General features: G+C 40.9%; 17 protein-coding genes. All 17 read right to left on the minus strand.

Translation table 11 applies throughout. The features are described from left to right. Positions 1-10: 10 nt before the first annotated feature. The gene (locus I6758_RS10515) at positions 11-1,096 is read right to left on the minus strand and encodes an ABC transporter permease (RefSeq protein ID WP_330998047.1); all 1,086 of its coding nucleotides are present in this window, start codon (positions 1,094-1,096) and stop codon (positions 11-13) included. A gap of 33 nt (positions 1,097-1,129) precedes the next feature. Beyond that, entirely contained in the window at positions 1,130-2,689 is a 1,560-nt protein-coding gene (locus I6758_RS10520; protein WP_231038632.1) for a sugar ABC transporter ATP-binding protein, read from the minus strand. Between the two features lie 11 nt (positions 2,690-2,700). Then, the gene (locus tag I6758_RS10525; RefSeq protein WP_231038633.1) at positions 2,701-3,348 is read right to left on the minus strand and encodes a DUF2291 family protein; all 648 of its coding nucleotides are present in this window, start codon (positions 3,346-3,348) and stop codon (positions 2,701-2,703) included. Positions 3,349-3,436: 88 nt separating this feature from the next. Next, positions 3,437-4,453, minus strand: a complete 1,017-nt coding sequence (locus tag I6758_RS10530; RefSeq protein ID WP_196605211.1) for a D-ribose ABC transporter substrate-binding protein — start codon at positions 4,451-4,453, stop codon at positions 3,437-3,439. A gap of 403 nt (positions 4,454-4,856) precedes the next feature. Further along, a complete protein-coding gene (locus I6758_RS10535; protein WP_196605212.1) occupies positions 4,857-6,224 on the minus strand; it encodes an MFS transporter in 1,368 nt (455 codons plus the stop codon). A 351-nt stretch (positions 6,225-6,575) separates the two neighbouring features. Further along, positions 6,576-8,072 carry a glycerol kinase GlpK gene (gene glpK, locus I6758_RS10540; RefSeq protein ID WP_196605213.1) on the minus strand — a complete coding sequence of 499 codons (1,497 nt, stop codon included), beginning with the start codon at positions 8,070-8,072 and terminating at the stop codon, positions 6,576-6,578. Between the two features lie 107 nt (positions 8,073-8,179). Then, positions 8,180-9,112: a transketolase family protein gene (locus I6758_RS10545; RefSeq protein WP_196605214.1), complete on the minus strand. Its 933-nt coding sequence runs from the start codon at positions 9,110-9,112 to the stop codon at positions 8,180-8,182. Then, positions 9,105-9,923: a transketolase gene (locus I6758_RS10550; protein WP_196605215.1), complete on the minus strand. Its 819-nt coding sequence runs from the start codon at positions 9,921-9,923 to the stop codon at positions 9,105-9,107. Before I6758_RS10550 ends, I6758_RS10545 begins: the two co-directional genes overlap by 8 nt. Positions 9,924-9,925: 2 nt before the next feature. Next, a complete protein-coding gene (locus I6758_RS10555) occupies positions 9,926-11,326 on the minus strand; it encodes an L-fucose/L-arabinose isomerase family protein (protein WP_196605216.1) in 1,401 nt (466 codons plus the stop codon). Positions 11,327-11,515: 189 nt separating this feature from the next. Next, positions 11,516-12,574 carry a LacI family DNA-binding transcriptional regulator gene (locus I6758_RS10560; protein WP_196605217.1) on the minus strand — a complete coding sequence of 353 codons (1,059 nt, stop codon included), beginning with the start codon at positions 12,572-12,574 and terminating at the stop codon, positions 11,516-11,518. A gap of 284 nt (positions 12,575-12,858) precedes the next feature. Next, a complete protein-coding gene (gene rbsD / locus I6758_RS10565) occupies positions 12,859-13,260 on the minus strand; it encodes a D-ribose pyranase (protein ID WP_196605218.1) in 402 nt (133 codons plus the stop codon). 213 nt (positions 13,261-13,473) lie between these two features. Continuing rightward, positions 13,474-15,426: a methyl-accepting chemotaxis protein gene (locus I6758_RS10570; protein WP_196605219.1), complete on the minus strand. Its 1,953-nt coding sequence runs from the start codon at positions 15,424-15,426 to the stop codon at positions 13,474-13,476. A gap of 241 nt (positions 15,427-15,667) precedes the next feature. After that, positions 15,668-16,951 (minus strand): nickel pincer cofactor-dependent isomerase, group 22, encoded by a 1,284-nt coding sequence (locus tag I6758_RS10575; RefSeq protein WP_196605220.1) that lies wholly within the window; start codon positions 16,949-16,951, stop codon positions 15,668-15,670. 117 nt (positions 16,952-17,068) lie between these two features. Then, on the minus strand, positions 17,069-18,373 hold the full coding sequence (locus I6758_RS10580) for an MFS transporter (RefSeq protein ID WP_196605221.1): 1,305 nt from the start codon (positions 18,371-18,373) through the stop codon (positions 17,069-17,071). 349 nt (positions 18,374-18,722) lie between these two features. Next, positions 18,723-19,871, minus strand: a complete 1,149-nt coding sequence (locus tag I6758_RS10585; protein WP_196605222.1) for an iron-containing alcohol dehydrogenase — start codon at positions 19,869-19,871, stop codon at positions 18,723-18,725. A gap of 45 nt (positions 19,872-19,916) precedes the next feature. Beyond that, positions 19,917-20,894, minus strand: a complete 978-nt coding sequence (locus tag I6758_RS10590; RefSeq protein ID WP_196605223.1) for a hydroxyacid dehydrogenase — start codon at positions 20,892-20,894, stop codon at positions 19,917-19,919. A 15-nt stretch (positions 20,895-20,909) separates the two neighbouring features. Continuing rightward, positions 20,910-21,788 carry a 4-hydroxy-tetrahydrodipicolinate synthase gene (dapA, locus tag I6758_RS10595; protein WP_196605224.1) on the minus strand — a complete coding sequence of 293 codons (879 nt, stop codon included), beginning with the start codon at positions 21,786-21,788 and terminating at the stop codon, positions 20,910-20,912. Positions 21,789-21,808: the final 20 nt, after the last annotated feature.

The raw sequence follows: 21,808 nt of genomic DNA on the forward strand, positions 1-21,808 counted from the left end.
ACATATTACATTATTCTTCGCCTTTAGTATCATTTCTTGCCTGCAATGCTATTTTCGCTTCCATATTACGTTGGAATTGATCTACTATGACAGCAAGAATAATAACCAGGCCTTTAATTATCATCTGCCAGAATTCAGATACCCCGCACATGACCATACCATCCGAAATAACACCAATGACAAAAGCACCGATTATCGTCCCGCCAATAGTGCCGATACCGCCCATCATGGATGTTCCGCCCAGCACAGCTGCGGCAATAGCATTCATTTCCCATGTTTCTCCCGAAGCCGGATGAGCCGCTTCCAACTGAGAAGCCGTTATAATTCCCACGATAGCAGCACAGACTCCCGAAAAAATATATACCAGGATTTTTACTTTATCAACTTTCACACCTGACAATTTAGCCGCTTTTTCATTGCCGCCTATAGAGAATATATGCCAGCCGAATGTCGTTCTCTTCAACAAAATCCCGGCGGCAACAGCAATGACTGCCAAAATAATCGCACCTACCGGAATTCCCATGACCCGCCCGCCAAGCAGTGTAAACCCGACATTTCCCAGTGCATCGTTGCCAATAATATTGGAATAGGTCGCCCCATTAGAATGCAGCATAGCAAAACCGCGGGCAATATACATCGTTCCCAGCGTCGCTATAAATGGCGCTACACCGAATTTGGTAATAGTTATCCCATTGATCAGCCCGACAACAGCACCTACCAAAAGTGTAAATAAAATAACCAGCGGAATACTAAAATATAAAGTCACATCAAATACCTGCAGCGTTATCCCGTTTTGAATCATCCCGCCGGCAACCATACCTGCAAGTCCGACAACAGCGCCAACTGAAAGATCTATCCCTCCCGTAATAATAACATACGTCATCCCGATTGCCAAAATACCGTATAGAGCAACATGTTTTGCCAGCAGCAAAAATGTATTGGCTGACAGGAAATTTGGTGTTACTATGCTGAAAAAGATTAACAATAATATCAGTACAATCAGGGTCCGTCCTTTCAGCAGCATCATCGTCAGTGAATTACTGCCCTGTTTCTCACCAATCATTGTCTCCATGAAAGTCGCATTTTTCGTTTTCACAATACTCATCCTTTCTCACTGCACGACAGTTTACTATAAATTCTGCCTGTTCTCAGAACTGTGCCCTTTATATGATGCCAGCACCAGCTTATCTTCTGTGATCTCTTCCTTTTGCATCTCACTCGTTTTGATCCCGTTGGAAAGAACTAATATTCTGTCCGCAATAGCCATAATCTCCTGCAGCTCAGAAGAAACCACTATGATAGACAATCCTTTTTCTGCATAGCCCTGAATAATTTCAAAAACTTCTGTCTTGGCTCCGATATCGATTCCTCTGGTCGGTTCATCCAGCAGTAAGATCTTGGGCTTGGTCAGAAGCCCTTTCCCTATAACTACCTTTTGCTGATTGCCGCCGGAAAGAGACAGGATCGGCAGCGTTTTATCCGCTACCTTTATATGTATATCCCTGATCTCTCGTTCTACAGATTCAGCTTCCTTTTTCCTATTCAAAAAAATGGCTCTGGCATAATTTTTTAAACTGGACAAAGAAATATTCTTCGCAATATTCATAGTCTGCACAAGACCTTCACTCTGACGATCTTCCGGAACGAGAGCAAATCCCTCCTGAATCTGCTGAGAAACACTTTTTATGCGAATTTCTTTGCCATGCAGTTTTACCGTCCCTTTATATTCCGGATGCAGCCCCATAATACATTCAAAAATTTCCGTTCTTCCTGCTCCCATCAGTCCGTATATACCAAGAATTTCACCCTTTTTCAGGTCAAAACTGACTGAATTCAGCAGATAACCTCCGCCTTTTTTCGGCAGTGTCAGGTCCTTAACCTCCAGCACCTTCTCACGCGTGCCCCAATCAACGGCGGTTTTTCGTTTAGGAAATATCTTTCCTTCCCCTACCATTTGTCTGACTATCCATGAAATATCAATTTTTTTCACTTCTGATGAAGCTACAAGGCGTCCGTCCCGCAGAATAGTGATATAATCACCGATCTGCATAATTTCTTCCAGACGGTGGGAAATATAGACTATCGATATACCTTCTGCCGTCAGCTCTCTCACTATTTTAAAAAGGACCTGTACTTCCTGCGCACTCAAGGATGATGTCGGTTCATCCATAATAAGAATTTTCAAATCATCCTGCACCAGATTACGGGCGATTTCAATCATCTGCTGCTGCCCGACCCTCAGATCTCCCACAATAGTCTGCGGACGTATGGGATATTCCAGTTTTTTCATGATCCTCTCGGTCAGTTCTATATGCTTTTTATTATCCAATCCAAATTTATAACGAGTACATTCCCGTGACATGAAAATATTCTGGTACACATTCAAATTAGGAAAAAGGCTCAGTTCCTGATGAATGATCCCTATTCCATGCTGCTTTGCCTGCGTCACATTCTTAAATACTGCCTGTTGTCCATCCATATACAATTCCCCGGAAGAAGGCTGCTCGATTCCGGCGATTATTTTCATCAAGGTAGATTTACCTGCACCGTTTTCACCGATCAGAACATTTACCTTTCCCTTATGTACATCAAAGGACACCTCATCAAGTGCTTTTGTTCCCGGATAAACTTTGGAAATCTTTTCTGCGTGCAGACAAATATCTTCCGGCATTTTAAATATTTCTCCCATATCCGTCCCTCCTACTGTACACTTAGTTCAACCGGTGTGATCAAAATTTCATCTGGCTTATCTGCGCTGAAACAGCCGACAAATTTGACTGTCTTTCCCTGAATTGTCTTCAGATCCTGCTTGCCCACTACATCCTTGTTTACAATATCATGAATACTCTGTGACACCTTCGCCCAATCTACTTGATTCTTATAATCTTCATATTTGATAAAATCTAAACTGTCACGCACAGCCGATCCTTTATAAACACTGCCGATCTGTAAATAAATTTTGATCGGTCCTGTGTAGCCATCCAGCTGCAGAGTCATAGTTCCCGCTTTTTTTACCTGATTGACCTCTGTGATCCGGCCCTGACCTTTGACCACATAGCTCAATTCACCTTTATCCCCCATCGAATACCGACCATACTTTCCTGCCAAGGATTTCAAATTTCCATTGGCTTCAGCCAAAAACTGTGGCAGATCAACTGCTTTTTTCTCCAGCTGTGGGATAGCCTGAGATTCCCAAATACCGGCCACATTTTCAGAAGCATTAAAAACTGCATTGCCCGTGATCTCTGCCTCATGTCCGATTTGCACCACTTTGACACAGCCTGTCAGCAGCATCGTCATTATCAGACATGCCATCATTATTATGCATGCACGCCTTTTCATAGCCATACTCATTCCGCCTTCCGCCAGTAATATTTAACATTGTTTGTGCAGAAGCCGTAAAATTCCGCCTTCTGCACAAACAAATAAAAAACTCTTACTCTTTATAAACAAATGTTTTCAGCTTATCTACATTTTTTGACGTAATTGCTATACAATCCACCAACTGTTTTTCTTCCAGCCCGGTTTTACCTTCTTTCAGATATTTGTCTGCCTGTTCAACAGCCATTTCAGCAATCAAAGCAGCCTGCTGCAGTGCAGTGCCGGTCATCGTACCTTCCCTGATAGCTGCGGCCGCTTCATCGGATCCATCTACACCGATCACTGCCACATCCTTCAGCCCTGCATTCTTAATGGCCGCAACTGCCCCTATAGCCATGGTGTCATTGCCACAAATGATTCCCTTGATATCCGAATTTGACTGCAAGATAGTTTCCGCTTTCTGATAAGCTTCTGTCTGTTCCCAATTTGCCGTCTGCTGAGCGACCATTTTCATATCGGCATACTGATCTATTACTTCATGAAAAGCACTGGAACGAACACCGGCATTTGTATCTGACTCTTTCCCCAAAAGTTCCGCATATTTGCCCGTTTCACCCATCTTTTCCACGAAAACCTCTGCTATCGCCTTCGCCCCCTGGTAGTTGTTTGCAACAATCTGAGAAACAGCTATACCGTTTCCGTTAATTTCGCGATCGATCAGAAAGGTCGGAATATTTGCGTCGCGCGCTTTTTGCACAGCTGCCACAGTAGCATCGGCACCTGCATTATCACAGATAATGGCGGCAGCTTTATCTGAAATAGCATTTTCAAACAATTCTGCCTGCTTTGTTGCGTCATCATCATGCGACACCATTTTCACTTCATAGCCAAGTGTTTTTGCCTTAGCGGCAGCGGCATCTGCTTCTGTCTTAAAAAATGGGTTGGAATGCGACGGTGTAATAACATAAATTATCTTTGAACCGCCTCCCGTCAATACTTTTGCTTCCTTCCCCTGTCCTGAAGAAGCGGCTGAACCACTGGTCTTACTGCTGTCGTCCCCGCACCCGGCAAATAAGATTCCCATCATCCCGACAAACAAAACCATTGCCACTATTTTTTTGAATCTTTTCATGTTACCCATCCTCCTAAAAATTTTTAAATACTATGATTCATCAGGAACTGCTCCTGTGAAATCCGTTTTACTATGTGCACCTGAGGACCATGCATTACTGCTTATATATAGTTCGTAAAATAAAAACATATCTGTTTAATTATAATTTTTTGTTAATTCTGATGTTTATTGAAAAAGATTTGCACAAGTATAATTTCGTATGTCATGTCAAAACCATATTAATTAATTACAATAATTTCAACTTTCCCTGACACTTAAGCAGCAGCTGCTGCCTATTTATACTATTTCCACCGGTAAGAGTCGTACTATTCCATGAAGAAATAGTGCGACTCAGATTACTCCGGATTTTATCCAAACCATATGGCTTGACTTATAGTACGTTTTTATTCACTTTTTGCAAAAATCATGCATTTGCTGTTTTTATTGCATTCATTTCTTCATGAAGTTTTGATACTTTTTCTTCATCAAGATCATATTTTTTAAGGTAATAATAACTTACAAAATGGCATATCGCAGGAAGACCTGCCACAATGCTCAATATACCAGCGGCTATTTTTCCGTTGACAGCACCGCCGGCAACATAGCCTACATAGGAAAGAATACCGCCTATCAAAATACCGACTATGCCCATTGCGAACTTTTGTGAAAATAATGCCAATGCGCCTAAAACACCAATCATTTTTTTGTTATATTTAACTTCACACAATTCCGCACAATCACAGGGAAGTGCCCAGTAAACGATAATGCCCAGTTCACCAAAAAAAGTTGAAATAACCAGAAATGCCGCTGATGCAAAATAATATTCTGCCGGTATGAACATAATCGGCACCGCTGTGATGCCGGCTCCTAAAGTAGCAACCTCCAGCATGCGCAGCTTTGTAAAATAGCCTCTGTTTATAAGCAGCATAGCCACCATAGGTGCTACAATACCCGCTATGGAAAATGCTGCGAGAACGCCTGTCAGAAATGCGTCATTTTGCTGTAAATAGTATTTGGCATAATAGATGGCAGAGCTTCCTTTAAATGTAAACGCCATTTGCGTAAGTGCAAAAAAGATATAAAAAGACCGTAATGTTTTTGTCTTGAAAATAATTTTTATTTCCGAAAGCAGCGAGCTTTTTTTATTTTTTGTATCTACTTCAATATGAACACGTTCTTTCGTACCGAAAAAACATGTCAATGTACAGCCTGCCGCGATGATCGCAATAATGATCATTGCCGTCATATAACCTTCTGCTTCATGTGCTTTATCATAAGTGGCAACAAAAGCCGGAACTACAACGGAACATAATAAAAATGCTGATTTCGCCAGAGGAAACCTGTACGAGTTTATTGACAAACGTTCTTCGGGATTACCGGTAATAACTGACAGCAGTCCCACATAAGGAACAACTGTGGATGCATACATCATGATCAGGAACAAATATGTAAGATACGCATAAATAAGTTTGCCAGACGGAGAAAAATCAGGAGCCAAAAATACTAAAAAGCATGATAAACCATACGGTACAGCCATATACAACAAGAACGGCCGATAATGCCCATATTTCGTATTAGTATTATCCGCCAAATGGCCTATGATAGGATCTGAAAACGCATCGAAAAATCTTGCCACAAGGAACAGAACTCCCATTGCGCTTGCTGATATACCAACAACATCAGTATAAAAGTAAGGCAGAAACATCATCGTCATGCCAAAGAAAATATTTGCCGATGAATCACCCAAGCCATAACAAATTTTTTCACGTACACTAATTTTTTCTGAATTCATCAAAATATCTCCCTTTCATCTATTGCAACTAAGCGATTCAACTTTGCAGCCATATATTGCCATTGTTTTCACATATATAATTGCTGTCATGAATAAAATTCAGGCTTGATATATAATTTTCTTTATTATCTTTTTTGCTGTAATTAGCAGCTTAACAGAAATATTATTTCAACATATAATTTTCTCAATTTTCTGCTCAAAAATAAAATTCATCATCATTGCCTGTCATTCATAATTTCATGCAATATTTGGCGCGGCAATCCCATAGCGTTTAGGTATAGTTAGTTTCTCACATTTTGCTTAGAAACTTCATCTATGAGACAGCCGTACGAAACATTGTTATATATGAGCTTACACGTCTATATGCTGAATCGTCCGCTCTATTGCCTCTCTCCAGCCTGAATACAGGATTTCGCGTTTATTATCATTCATCAGAGTCTTGTAAACTTTATGATTCCCTGTTGACGCAATCTTGTTTTTATCATAAAATCCTGCTGCTATGCCCGCCAGATAGGCAGCTCCCGATGCGGAAAGTTCTTCTACATCGGATACCAATACCTCGCAGCCCTGAATGTCACTTTGAAACTGCATCAGATATTCGTTGCCGGTAGGACCGCCATCCACACGCAAGGAAGTTATCTTTATGCCCGATTCTTCTTCCATCAGCCTGAGGACATCCGCGATTTGATAGGCAATACTTTCCAGTGCCGCTTTTACAAGCTCATTTTTGCCTGTCATACGTGTCATTCCTGTGATGAGCCCTTTTGCCTCATTTTGCCAGTATGGCGCGCCCAGACCTGTAAATGCAGGTACGAGGTATGTCGTATCGGTTGGATTGGCCGTTTTTGCCATATTTTGAGTTTCAGCAGCTGACTGAATCAATCCGAGATCATTTTTAAGCCAGCTTATCACGGCTCCTGTGTAATTGACATTTCCCTCCAACACATAATTCACCTCGCCGCCAAGCGACCAAGCCAGAGATGTAACCAGTCCTTTTTTACTGTCTATCCTTTTTCTGCCGGTATTTATCATTACTGATGAGCCTGTGCCGTAAGTAGCTTTTACTCCCCCCGGCATCAGGCAGCCCTGCCCCAAAAGAGCCGCATGGGAATCTCCCATAACAGCATGGATAGGTATCCCTTCCGGCAAATACCCGTCAAGATCCGTCTTGCCATAAAAAGCATCAGAATCAACAACCTGCGGCAGAGTATCGGCCTTCACGCCAAAGGCATCACATACAGCTTTGTCCCAGCTTAATTCGACAATATTGAACAACTGTGTCCGTGAAGCATTAGAATAGTCAGTTTTAAAGCTTTGTCCGCCCGTCAGGGAATAGACCAGCCAGCTGTCCATCGTTCCACAGCAGAGCTCACCTTTTTCTGCCGCGGTTCTGGCCTCTTCGACATTTTCCATTATCCATGCCAATTTAGCCGCAGAAAAATACGGTGATAAAAAGAGCCCTGTTGATTTTTTTATTTTTTCAGCCCATCCCAATTTTCTCAACCGCTCACAAATCGCTTCTCCGCGGGCGCACTGCCAAACAATAGCCGGATAAACAGGTTTTCCCGTTTTTCGATTCCAGGCCATGGCAGTTTCGCGTTGGTTGCTGATCCCTATCGCAGCTATCTCGGCTTTATTGATTGACGCTTTTTTCACGACATCAGTTGTCACTTTATATACATTTTCCAGTATTTCCTGCGGATCATGCTCCACCCAGCCGCGCTCATCAATCATCTGCCTGTGCGGCAAATCGCTGCGGGCTATAATTTTTCCTGCCGCATCATACAGCAGCGCCTTTGTCCCCTGAGTGCTTTGATCAAGACCCAATATATATCCCTGTTCCGGCATCTCATTCTCCCCTACCTGTCAGACTTTCTTCTTAGTCAGTGCTGTCGGCCAGTTTTCCATAAATCTGCTATTGTCTGTCCAGCTGACAGCTCAACGCATAATAGATTTTATTTCATCAAGCTTCTGGCATTTTCAGCAATTCCTGCTGCATTAAGTCCGTATGTATCAAAAACTTCCTGAGATTTGCCTGTAATTACCGGTGTGTCCGGAAGACCCATACCAATAATTTTGATAGGGCATTTGGCTGCCGCGATCTGACTTACCAGAGAATTCAACCCTCCATACAGAGTATGTTCCTCTACCGTTATTATCCCTTTCGTTTCTTTCGCAGCTTTTATGACAGCCTCTTCATCAATCGGCTTGACACAATACATGTCCAGCACGCGTGCGGATATACCTTCCGCAGCCAATAATTCAGCTGCATCCTTAGCCGGTTTAACCATTTCGCCGCAAGCTATCAATGTTACATCCGAACCGTCTTTGACCAAAACGGATTTTCCCAGTGTAAACGGCACATTGCCTTCTTCATAAACATCCTCTACCGCATTGCGGCCAACACGTATATAGCTTGGCTTTTCATCTTTCAGTACTGCTTCTATCAGCTTTTCCGTCTGAAATCGATCGCTCGGCAAATAAACCCGCATATTAGGAATTGAAGCTATCGTGGCTATATCATTGGCCGAATGATGTGTCATACCAAGTGCACCATAGCTTATACCGCCGCTTATGCCCACAAGTGTCACATTGGTATTGGAATAAGCGACATCCACCTTTATCTGCTCCATACTGCGTGTGCTCAGGAAGCTGGCAGGAGAAACGGCAAACACTTTTTTCTTACAGGATGCAAGTCCCGCACTGACTGAAACTAAGTTTTGTTCAGCTATACCGATTTCAATGAATTGTTCCGGCCGTTCATCAGCAAATTTGGTCAGCGAGGCTGAACCTCTTGAATCACTGCAAAGTACAACAATGTCCCTGTCGTTTTGTGATGCTTCCAAAAGTTTGTTGCATATGACCTGCTTATTGGCGATCTTATTCATATTGAGCTCTCCTTTGTTCCAATTCTTTGATGCCCTGGGCAAATTCTTCTTCTGTCGGTACACGATGATGCCATACAGGTTTGTTTTCCATATATGAAATTCCGCAGCCTTTTGTTGTATTGGCAATTATTACAGTTGGTTTGCCTTTAGTGTGTTTCGCCAAAGTCACAGCCGCATCAATGGCATCTATATCATTGCCGGCTATTGACAATACATTCCAGCCAAAAGCTTCCCAGCGCTTTTCCTGTGAATCCTGAGACATTACCGTTTCTGTCGACCCTGAAATCTGCAGCCGATTGCGATCGACAAAAGCCGTCAGATTATCAAGCTTGTAATGTCCCGCTGCCATAATGGCCTCCCACACTGAACCTTCTGCCATTTCACCGTCACCCATGACTGCATAAACTCTATAGTCTCTTTTATCCATTCGTCCTGCCAAGGCCATACCTGTGGCGACTGCCAAGCCATGTCCCAGCGAACCGGTATTCATTTCCACACCGTTTACCTTATTATTGGGGTGCCCGATATATTTTGAACCATAGCATGAATAAGTATCTAAATCTGCTTTAGGAAAAAATTTCAAATCAGCCAGCACACAATACAAAGCTTCGGCCGAATGGCCTTTACTCAGGACAAATCTGTCATGTTCCGGATCTTTTATGTTCTCGGGTCTTACATTCATATGTTTATAATAAAGTACCGTCAGTATATCGATAACACTCATATCACCGCCAGTATGACCGGTTCTTGCATGGTGAATCAGTGTTAAAATATCTGCTCTCAATTCAGTAGCTTTTATTTTTAAATTCATGCTCATTCTCCTCGTAAATATGCTTTAGTGTCCTCTTCAATCGGATCGTAGAAATCAGGTTTGATATTTATATACTTACATGCTTCGTAAAGTACAGGGACTATATTTTTATGTATGCCTACACAATGGTGGATATAAGGTCCCTCAACAATTTTAGCCTCCAATCTTTTTATATTTTCCACTTCTACCCACAGATAGGTTCCCATTCCCTTGGGTCCGTCAACGCCCTTGGCATTTCCCATAAGCAGAGAATATTCCCCGTTGTCGCCGTCAAATCTGCATAATGTTACCTCACCATGTTTAGCTTCCGCTGTGATGCTGCCAGGATGGTCAAAAGCCAGCGGATAGGTGAGCTGTGCCTTTTCCTTGGCTATGGAAATTGGCCACGGACCGCAATGCTGCAGAAGTTCTCCGTTTTCAATATCCGGATGGCGAATAGTCCAGTCGGCAAAAAACGATCTTGTCTGGCCCATACCGGCCGCTTCTGCCATCAGAGCTGTAACGGCACCATGTATATCGGTTTCACAGACCACGGGAATGCCTTCTTCATTTAACAGAGAGTTAGCCGCGCAAGGCATTATTCCCAATTCTCCCTGCAATGCATTCCAGCACTGTATCGCGGCAGCGTTGCAGCCATATTTTCTTACCAGATTCTTCATCGCTACAGCCAGAGCTGCAACGGTTTCCACTTCATCTTCTTTGATTTTTACATCCATATTTTCATGAAGATATCTTACTGTTTCGTCAAGACCGCTTTTTTCCGCTTTCACTTTGTTCACTTCCTGAGTCAGTTCGGGCAGCGGGATCGGTGACAGCTGGATATTGAACTTTTCAAGCAGTTCTCCTTCATTGCACATTGTTGACCAGAAATCAAACGGACGCGGTCCAATTTGCAAAATACGTGTATTATTAAATGTTTTTACAACATTGCAAACAGCAAGAAAATCTTTTACACCCCGTTCAAAAACAGGATCATCCAATCGGCAGTTGGTCAGATATGTGAAAGGTACTTTGAATCGGCGCAGAACTTTACCCGTGGCAAAAAGTCCGCACTGGCTATCGCGCAGCCGGACACCATTCTCATCCGGACGTTCATCAAGCGGTCCCCAAAGTAAAACCGGCACATTCAAATCCTTTGCCAGTCTGGCACATTCATATTCAGTTCCAAAATTACAATGTGGAATAAACAATCCATCTATTTTATTTTTTCTGAATTTTTCACTTATTTTTTTCCTATCATCATCGTTGTAAAGCAATCCTTCATCATTTATATCATCGATATCAACAAAATCTATTTCCAATTCTTCCAGACGCGCTTTAGTGAGCCTTCTATATTTTAATGCGTCAGGTGCACTGAAAATCGAACGGCGTGTAGGTGCTAATCCTAATCTAATCTTCTCCATATCTATTCCCTCTCTTAAATTATTTAATTAAAATTATATCATTATCTATTTAAATGTCAATAATTTTAATTAAATATTTTAGAGAAAATAAGACACAAAAAGAGGATGGATTTAAAAATCCACCCTCTTTTCATACGCTGCTCAATATTGTTCTGGCCTCCGCTGCAAAACATTGTACTTAAAATCTCTTCATTTTACGGTGCTTATTGCTCCTGCCGCGTTGCTGCCAGCGCTGCCGCGGGCAATAAACGATGTTTCCACTGCAATTCTCAAAAAGCTGCTGTCAGCACCGCTGTTATTAATCTTTTCCATCAGCCGTCGGACAGCAATAGTCCCCAATTGCTCTATGGGCACCGAAATCGAAGCCAGCTCCGGCTCTATGAATGTGCACATAGGAATATCATCGAAGCCGATAACGGACACGTCTTCGGGAATACGAACACCGTTTTGCCGCAGCGCTTTCAATGCTCCGACAGCAATAAGGTCATTATCTGCCATAAAGGCTGTCGGCAGCTGCGGCGACTTGGCCAAAAGGGTATTCATATCCTCAAAGGCCCCATCCATTGACGGGTCCAGAGAAAAAGTATATTGACTGCTATATTCCAGTCCCAAATGATCCAGTGCATATTTATAACTTAAAAATCTATATTCAAAGTTGCGTATAGAAAATGAGCTTTTCAAATATCCTATAGTTGTATGCCCCTCAGAATAAAGATAATTTACAGCCTCACAAATGCCCTTCATATTATGGATCATAACTGTATCAACCGACATTCCGAGCAGCTCATTATCAAGTATCACTATCGGTATATCAAGCCCTTCAAACAATCTTACATCCTTTTCCTGCATCTCCGTGCCCAAAACAATCAGGCCCGCCGCACTCGTTGCCAAAACATTACCTATATTTTCCAAAAATTGTGTTTCATTCTCGCAGTAGGTCAGAGTTATCGTATAATCGCATGCCCGTGCCGCTCTTTCCACAGATTCAATAAGTGTCGTAAAAAACTGCGTATCGGCTATTACCTTGCCTGATCTCTTGTACACCAGAAAATTTAAAATGTCATTGTTCTTTTGGCCCTTGCGTGTCCGTGAAAAACCAGTCCCCGTATAGTTAAGCTTTTTCACAATATCCAGCACTCTTTTTCTTGTCTGTGCATTCACGCCGGGACGATCGTTAAGCGCCAATGAAACTGTTGCCGGTGATACGCCCAATTTATCTGCTATATCTTTTATCGTAATATCTGCCACCGGTTCTCCTCCCCTTGGCAATTATTTTGAATCTTGTTCTATATTGTATAACATATATCGTAAATTTAAAAGTTATATAAACATCACTTTCAGAACAAAAGGCAATACAAAAACCCCAAATTATTAAAAAATAACTTGAGGTCACTATTCCCCCGGGCCAGCTCTCCCTCTGTATTTTTCCCTTTTCCCCGAACCCGGCCCATAGGGCACGGCTTTTACAGACAGCCGGATTGCACTGTCTGCCGATTCGTTTCATACCGGAAGAAATGCCCATTCACAGCCCGTCAAACCTTAAAGGCAACTCCCGCCCGCATAATAATATTGGGATATGGCGTAAATTCCCCTGTGCGGATGACAAATTTTACATCTGCCGACCTTTTCTTAAGCTCTGTGTGTTCTATTAATTCATATTCCACATTTTGCAGTTTGTCCTGTATATAACGGAGCAAAGGCATATTTTTTTCCTCTATATCCTTTGCCAGTGTATAAAATTCAATCTCAGTTTCTGCCAAAACCGCATCCATAACTTGTTTAAATGTAGGGACACCACCGCATAATGCCAAATCAACAATCGGTACACCTCTGGGTATAGGCATGCCGCCGTCAACAACCATGAATACATCTTTATGCCCCAGTCCGGCAATATATCCAGCCAGCTGTGCATTAATAATTCCTTGTTTTTTCATAAAATTCACCTCATTTATTATTTATTATATTTTATAATATTTAATTAAATAATTCAAGATTTTTAATTAAATATTATAAAATTATGTTTTAAATACATATAGGCACAAATAAATTTCATCTTAAAAACAGGGAGCGGTTGTCATATGACAACCGCTCCCTGTTTTCAGAAATGATCACTGCATCCGAGTTTTTCTGCAGCCAGATAATATTTTTTACAGCTTAAACTGCCTTACGGCATCTTGCAGTTCCTGTGCCATTTTATTCAGTTTTTCACTTGAAGAATTTATTTCTTCCATTGAAGCTGCCTGTTCCTGTGTAGCCGCAGAAACCGTTTGCGTTTCATCAGTAGATTTTTTCATCAGAGTATCTATTTCTGCCATTGACGCCGCAACATTCTGTCCGTCGTCAGCCAGTTCCTTTATAACCGAAGAAACATTTGCCACCTCATTGGAAAGATCGGTAACCATCTTCATAATGGCATCGAAATTCGTACCCGCTTCCTTTATGGCACCCATACCATTTTTCACTTCATCAGTACCAACCTGCATATCGCTCACAGCTTTTTGTGTTTCATTCTGTATCTCGCTGATCATCCCAGCTATTTTAGTGGCTGCTTCCTGTGATTGTTCGGCAAGTTTTCGAACTTCATCAGCAACAACGGCAAATCCCTTACCCTGTTCACCGGCTCTTGCCGCTTCAATGGCCGCATTCAGCGCCAAGAGATTAGTTTGGCCTGCTATTCCCGAAATAGTATCGACGATCTGTCCTATCTCCTTTGATCTTGCCCCCAGATTAGCGACGGAATCAGCTGAAGCATTGACAGTTTTTTCAATATCCCGCATTTTTATTATCACATTTTGTACGGAGTCACCGCCCGCCTTGGCTGTATCAACTGTTTTCCGGGAATAATCAGTAACATCGGCTGTTTTTTTGAACACCTCTTCAATATGTTCAGACATGCTTTTAACTACATCAGCAGAATCATTTAATAGCTTATAGCTATGTTCACTATTTTGTGCAACACCAGCTATAGAATTAGCTACCTGATCTGCTGCAAGAGCCGTCTGTGATGCTCCTGTTGAAAATTGATCCGATGAACTTATAAGCTGATCTGAATTTGTACGAACATGATTTACCAGTTTCCTCAGGCTGTCTATCATCTTGTTGAAAGCTTCAGCCAGTCGTCCTATTTCATCTTTAGCATCAGCATTTAATTTCTGATCAAGTCTGCCATCTGCTATTTTTTCTGCCAGTTCCTGCATTTCAAGAACAGGCTGTGTAAATTTACGCGCAATATAATAAGAAATTCCTGCAACCACTAATAATATAAAACAGATAAAACCAATCATTGTAAAAAGAAGGGTATGCGTTTTCTGCGTTATATACGAATAAGGAGTTTCCAGGCATATCACCCACCCTGTACGCTGATCATATATGTAACTGACAATTTGCCTGCCAGACTCCCCATCAACTATATCTACTCCGCTCGTCTTCTTTTCCAGCGCATTTTTAATAAAAGGCAGCCCGCTTCTGTCCTCCTGCTTTTTAGCAAGCTCTTCATCCGGATGTGCTATCAGTTTTCCGTTTTGGTCAACAATGTACGCTACCCGCCCATCTTGAGAAAGTGTTGTCACAAACTCACTCATCTTGGTCAACGGCAGTGATCCCTGCATTACACCTACAACATTGTTATTAATATCCCGAATCGGCGTCATGAGATTAACAACAAGCCTTTGCGAATTTTTGCTGAAGACAACTCCTGATATCGATTCCTCTTTCCCTTTTAATGCCTCTTGATAAAAAGGTCTATCCCAAATATTTGTAAGAGAGATATCGTCACCTCGAACCACCTGATTTCCTTTCATATCATCAAGCGAAAATGAATTTGGATTCACCTTGGATGCCTCTGTCAAAAAATCCTTTGTATGTACCAAATCATAAGACTTAACCGCCGGATTTGAAGCTGCTGTTTTCAATGCGATAAATGTCTTATCCAGATAATCCTCCATTTGTATCTGTATCTGTCCTGTCACATCACTACATTGAGAAATCGTTTCCTTTTCTAACGTGCTGTTTAGATAGCGCATTACCACTGTCACCACAATAAGCAGCGGAATGAAACTTATCACCAGCATAATTCCCATAACTTTTTTTCTCAAGGACATCAAACTACCTCCCTGTATAATATATATTGTATTGTATTTCCATATTATCATATACTTTCGGAAATGCAAGTCATATCTATAATATTTAGAAATTAATAAAAATACAGTATAGGTATAAAGATACCAAATACTGCATTTTTATTAATTTTTTGTTTATTATATTTACTTATCTATTTTGATCGGCTCTATTTTGCCCAATACAAAAATAACATCTTACATTCTACCTTTTTTTACCAAAAGATTAATCCCAATCCCAGTCAATAACATCCCCCTTATCATCAAAAGTAATCGGTTGAGGTTCTGAAATAATTGTTAAAGCACTATTTTTTTCTACTTCTGGGATCAATGCTTCTGAAACCCAAAAGCGGTGCATCATAAGTGTATTATGCAACCACACCACTTTAGGCCCTTTTTGTCCATCCACATTAAGACAAATTTTTAAACCAAATTTCATAGCTAAACGATCATTGGGCATAACAGGAGGAATATTAGCTGCCTTAGGCACTAAACTTGTAATATTATTTGGATAGGTTGATTCCATGTTAAATTTTTTAAAAACACGCATGGTCGTTATATCGGCATTACCGATTCCTGTCACATTCCCATGGGATTCATCAGTCAGATCGAACATAACAATAGCATCGGCATTTGGTTCCCATCGTCCCATAACAGGGGATCTTCCAATAATATTTGGATCCGCACCGGTCCCACTAATATTTTTACCCAGCTCATCAACAAAAATAGCATCTACTTTTTTAAATGGAATTTTAGGCATTAAAGACTTTGCTTCTTCTAAATATGTCGGTTCTTCTGCTTCTATTGTGTCATGTGGAAATGCAATAATTTTATATGTTTCATGAAATGCATTCTCAATAATACCAACAGCCATTATATTTGAATAATGTTCCAATATCGTATGAGCAAATTCACGGACATTCTTTGACATTTCACCAAATCCACGCGAATGACAAATATTTGCACCGTATTGTTTTCCCATTCCAATGACAATCATCTTTTGAACACCGCTCTCTATAGAGCCATGAAAAGCAGTGTGTGGCTTAATACGTCCTACCGGAATTATCCAATCGGCTCCAGAGGCGTATTTATCCAGCCGCACTTCTAATCCTGATGCAGAGATTCCAACATGAACAGTCTCCATAGTCGCCTTTATTGGAGCTCCTACATTTTTTTCAGACAGACCAAAATTCAGTAATATTTCCTTTTGCCCTTCTGCAGATGCACCGCCATGACTTCCCATTGCAGGAATAATAAACGGTCTCCCACCATGTATTTTTATTTTCTTAATCAAAACTCGCACTATATCTGCTAAATGGGCAATTTCTCTGCTTCCGCAAGCAATACATACAGTATCACCGGGTTTGATCTTTTGAAGTATATTACGTTTTTGTACAGCTTTGCACAATTCCTCCTCCGGACTGCTTACATGAGATTGTGTGATTTCATAATTCACTTTCACAAATTTAGGAAGCGAAATACTCTTTAATAAATTCTCAAATAAATCCACATCCACCATCCCCTGATTTTAATAAACAATAAACCATGTCAATAGCATTATACCATTAACAATATATCAATTATATGCACACGACCATCACATACAAAAACTAAATCTTATTCCTCTTTACTCCACCTTAATTTGTTCAATTTTTCCTAAATAGAATATATAATTCAATAATCCAATTATCAACAAGAATGCCGTAAATAACAGAGCAAATTCAAAATGTCCTGTAGTTCCAACAATAAAACCTGTAACAACTGGACCAACAACACCACCAAAATTAGAAACACAGTTCTGAATACCAGCAACAATTCCCGTCATATTGCGCGGTGCAATTTCACTGGGAATTGCCCATACTTGCGAAGCTGCAATAACCGTTCCAGACTTTGCACAGCAAAGTAAGAATAATGTAACCCACAATGACTCTGTAACTGCAGCAAATCCAATAAAAGAGGCCAGAATTAAACCACCGCACATAAACCCCTTTCTTGTTGCCGTTAGTGAAAACTTACCTGAAGAATGAACCTTATCGGAAGCCCATCCTGCAATAACTTCTGCAAATGCTCCGCATAGAAGTGGAAGAGACGCTGCAAATCCCATTTCAGCAAAGCTGAGCCCACGGTCTTTCATTAAGTACATCGGTAGCCATGTAATAAAAAAATATGAACTATAGTTTGTTGTAAAAAATCCTATGCACATAGCTTGCACATTACGGTACTTCAATAATTGATACCATTTACACGGCATCGTTCTATCTAACGCTGCTGCTTTAGCGCCATCTCTGATATAAGATAGTTCAGCTGCATTAACACTTTTATGATCAGCAGGATTGTCTTTAAAAAACAAAAACCATATAATAGACCAGGCAATACCTAATACGCCTAAAACAACAAATGTTCCCTGCCAACCAATCCGTATCATAAGCCAAGTCAAGATTGGTATCCCAAAAGCTCCACCAAATTTTTGTCCGCTGTCAAATAATCCGCCAACAGTAGCACGTTCACTCTTGGGGAACCAGTTTCTTGTGATAGCCGCATTGCTGGGATATGCACCGGCTTCTCCTATCCCCAATATCATCCTTAATCCCATCAATGATTTGAATCCCGTTGCTATACCAGTCAATCCCGTCGCAAGTGACCACCAAAGAACAGACAGCCCCAATGCTTTTCGCTGCCCTATTTTTTCCGAAACAAAACCAGCCGGAATTTGCAGTAATGCATAGCAAAGAAAAAACGCTGACATCAGCATTCCCATTTCTTGTGTTGTAATACCCAAATCTCGCATAATATGAGGTGTCGCAATCGCCAGTGTTGTTCTGTCAATAAAATTAATTGCAATAGCCGCCCACATCATCGCAGCAACAGCCCACCGCACATGTGTACGTTTTTGATTCTGCGTTTCAATGTTTATTGCATATGTCTCTTCCATTATTATCCTCCCCTGCATCTTTCATTTACAATTTCATAAGTTTTATTATTTGATTAGTGCATATCTTCATGGCAAAAGTTCATTTCAGCCCATAGATCATAGCAATTTTTTCTGCCTATTTCCTATTCTCCTAAATTTGATATATCACCAAATGTACATTTGCTTTCCTTATGCAAATGATTTTGAAATAATAATAATTATCTGTATTTTATTATTAAGAGAAAATACAGTATTAATTTTTTTATAGATAAATTCAGTTTATTTATAAATAAGGCTGCATAAACAGCCTTATTTATAAATTTATCAAAAGGGGTATATTACATGCATTTATATAGCTGACAAAAGTATATTACATGACTTGTTTATAAATATAACGTATATCATCCAGCGATAATTCTTTACAATTATTAACAAGCAATCTTGTTTGCTGACTCCCTGCATTAACGAGGAAGTCCAAGTCATTATCCTTTACACCAAATTCCTTTAGACTTACAGGAATGCTTGTATCTTTAACGATTCCAGCGATTTCCCCTATAATATAATCAGCTTTTTCATCTGCCGATTTACTCGAAAGTTCCGGATAAACAGCATCACAGAGCTGCGCCAGCCTATCTATACAGGCATCTTTATTAAATGCCATCACATGTGCGAATAAAATTGCATTGGATACACCATGTGCGATATGGTATTTACCGCCGAGTGGATAAGAAAGTGCATGAACAGCGGTGGTACCTGATCCAGTGATTGCCACCCCGCCATAAAAAGCACCGATCATCATTTCACTTTTTGCCTCTGTATCATCCGCATCATCATAAGCTTTTCTTATATTATGAAATATTTTGCAGGCACCTTCTTTTGCATAAGTATCACTCAGTGCTGTAGCTTTTTTGGAGGTAAAGCATTCCACTACATGGGCCAGAGCATCCACTCCTGTTGCGGCTATAATTTTAGGCGGCAGTTTTGCTATCATATTTACATCCAGTATTACATAATCAGGAATCATACAGTTATTTACAATACCCTGTTTTGATTCTTGTTCCGGAATAGCCACAATAGCGTTGCACGTTGCTTCTGAACCTGTACCACAAGTAGTTGGCACCATTACCGTTTTGATATATTTTTTTGCTATATTGCTGTTTTTCAATAAATCTTTAAGCGTATAATCAGCACCGACAATAATACTGGCAAGCTTTGATGCATCCATTACACTGCCGCCGCCAACACCGATTATAAGATCAATCCGGGCTTTACCTACTTCTGCAATTACACGTTCTATATCGCCTACAGCAGGTTCAGCCGTTAAATCGTCTATCACTTTATATGATACTTTGGCACATATTTTTTCCACTGAATCACACAAGCCTGCGCCTCTTACTCCTTTATCAGTGAACAGCAATATATTTTCAGCCTGTTCTTTGTCAATAATTTCTGCTATCTTTTCTATACACCCCTGACCGGCATGAATGATTGACGGAATTGCCAATTGACATTGTTTCATTTATCTTCCTCCAAAATATATTATAATAAACCTATTTTTTGTACCCTATTTATTCCATCTGGGATGTTCATATGCTTTAGGATTACATACTTTTTCCCATTTTTCGCCTTTTATTACTGCGGCCACACCCTCGGCTGCCATTGTGGCTACACCCGATGCAGCTTCTCTCGTCTGACCTGCCATGTGTGGAGTTACTATAATATTTTTACACTTAAATAAAGGATCATCCACGCTTATCGGTTCATTAACAACCACATCTGTGCCCGCACTATGTATCCAATTTTCATTCAGTGCCCTGCACAATGCAGCCTCATTAACAATACCGCCGCGCGCACAATTGATGAGTATACCGGTTGATTTCATCATCTTCAGCTCTGCCTCACCTATCATGTTTTTGGTCTGTGGTGTCAGAGGTGTGTGAATAGAAATAGCATCTGCTTCTTTTAAAATATCATGCATGTCCGTTTTATACACATATCCCTGTTTTTCCACTGATTCTTTTTTTAAAAACGGATCATATATCATAACTTTCATACCGATTGCCGATGCCATCTGTGCCAAAAGCCCACCGATGTGTCCGCAGCCGATCAGCCCCAGTGTTTTCCCTGACAGCTCATAGGCTTTATATTCACTCCGTACAGCAAAATTTCCGTTACGCATTTCCTTATCGCAATGTACCATATCTTTTGCGCAGGCAAATATCATCGCCATAGCATGTTCAGCTACCGAACGCGTATTTGCTCCCGGAGCAATGACTACCGGAATCCCCAATTCAGTTGCCGCCTCTACATCCACATCATCGACGCCGACACCGGGGCGCCCTATTACTTTTAATTTTTTACATTTAAGCATCGTTTCTTTATCTATGGAGCCTATTCGGATAATAAGCCCCTCTGCATCGACCAGCTCAGGCAGCATATCGACCGGTTTTCCACTGTTGGTTATTGCCACGTTGAGTCCTGCTTTTTCCAGCACAGCCATTCCATCATCATGCAGCCTGTGCGAAATAACTACTTTTGCCATTATATGCTGCTCCCATCAATATAAAGTAAATACTTTCTTCAATGCTTCAACTATAGCCGGATTTGTGCAGTTAGATGGTTCTCTGGCCGGTCCGACCCCATTGCCGAGCATATTTGCTGCCAGCTTAACAACCGAGTTCGGATTACCCATCTGCATTACATTGCGGAAAGGACGTATCTTTTTCTGTGCTTCATTGGCCTTTGCGATATCACCGGCTGCCCAGTATTTATAAATGCTTACCATTAATTCCGGGAATACATTCGAGCAACCTGATATAGCTCCTGAACCGCCTGCCATAAGGGTCCATAATATGAGAGAATCGCTTCCGGCAAGAACACTGAGACGGGGATCTGTATTTTCTATATATTTGAGAGTATTGTCAAAATTACCGCTGCTGTCTTTTATGCCGATAATATTTTTATGTTCTGCCAATTTTTTAACTGTCTTAAAATCAATATTATTTCCTGTTCTTGCCGGTATATTATAAAGAAGAATGGGCATATCAACAGCATTCGCCACAGCACTGTAATGCCTGTAAAGATCATCCTGGGAAACTGCGACAAAATACGGTGATATTATCGAGAGGACATCTACGCCTAAATCTTTTACCTTTAGTGACATTTCTATTGTTTCTTTTGTAGTGACACAGCCTGTGCCTGCGTAAACGGGCACCCGCCCATTTACTGCTTTTACCGCTGTTTTTATTATTTCCAACTTTTCTTCATTATTGAATGCATAGAATTCTCCGTTTGTTCCCAGCGGAAATATACCGCTTACTCCAGCATTGATCAGTTTATTGATAAAATTTGTATAAGCTTCCGGATTAAATTTCTCATCATCCGTAAGCGTCGTCAATACCGGTGTAATAATCCCTTGTGGTTTTATTTCTTTCATTATGAAGGCCTCCATAGTAA

Origin of the sequence: Pectinatus haikarae, assembly GCF_015732185.1 — a bacterium.
GTDB classification, from domain to species: domain Bacteria; phylum Bacillota; class Negativicutes; order Selenomonadales; family Selenomonadaceae; genus Pectinatus; species Pectinatus haikarae.

What these genes read in the sequence shown, in the direction of transcription:
- I6758_RS10520 (WP_231038632.1), bottom strand. Translation starts at nt 2,689, where the DNA reads ATGGGAGAAATATTTAAAATGCCGGAAGATATTTGTCTGCACGCAGAA.
- I6758_RS10525 (WP_231038633.1), bottom strand. Translation starts at nt 3,348, where the DNA reads ATGGCTATGAAAAGGCGTGCATGCATAATAATGATGGCATGTCTGATA.
- I6758_RS10530 (WP_196605211.1), bottom strand. Translation starts at nt 4,453, where the DNA reads ATGAAAAGATTCAAAAAAATAGTGGCAATGGTTTTGTTTGTCGGGATG.
- I6758_RS10535 (WP_196605212.1), bottom strand. Translation starts at nt 6,224, where the DNA reads ATGAATTCAGAAAAAATTAGTGTACGTGAAAAAATTTGTTATGGCTTG.
- glpK (WP_196605213.1), bottom strand. Translation starts at nt 8,072, where the DNA reads ATGCCGGAACAGGGATATATATTGGGTCTTGATCAAAGCACTCAGGGG.
- I6758_RS10545 (WP_196605214.1), bottom strand. Translation starts at nt 9,112, where the DNA reads ATGAATAAGATCGCCAATAAGCAGGTCATATGCAACAAACTTTTGGAA.
- I6758_RS10550 (WP_196605215.1), bottom strand. Translation starts at nt 9,923, where the DNA reads ATGAATTTAAAAATAAAAGCTACTGAATTGAGAGCAGATATTTTAACA.
- I6758_RS10555 (WP_196605216.1), bottom strand. Translation starts at nt 11,326, where the DNA reads ATGGAGAAGATTAGATTAGGATTAGCACCTACACGCCGTTCGATTTTC.
- rbsD (WP_196605218.1), bottom strand. Translation starts at nt 13,260, where the DNA reads ATGAAAAAACAAGGAATTATTAATGCACAGCTGGCTGGATATATTGCC.
- I6758_RS10570 (WP_196605219.1), bottom strand. Translation starts at nt 15,426, where the DNA reads ATGTCCTTGAGAAAAAAAGTTATGGGAATTATGCTGGTGATAAGTTTC.
- I6758_RS10580 (WP_196605221.1), bottom strand. Translation starts at nt 18,373, where the DNA reads ATGGAAGAGACATATGCAATAAACATTGAAACGCAGAATCAAAAACGT.
- I6758_RS10585 (WP_196605222.1), bottom strand. Translation starts at nt 19,871, where the DNA reads ATGAAACAATGTCAATTGGCAATTCCGTCAATCATTCATGCCGGTCAG.
- I6758_RS10590 (WP_196605223.1), bottom strand. Translation starts at nt 20,894, where the DNA reads ATGGCAAAAGTAGTTATTTCGCACAGGCTGCATGATGATGGAATGGCT.
- dapA (WP_196605224.1), bottom strand. Translation starts at nt 21,788, where the DNA reads ATGAAAGAAATAAAACCACAAGGGATTATTACACCGGTATTGACGACG.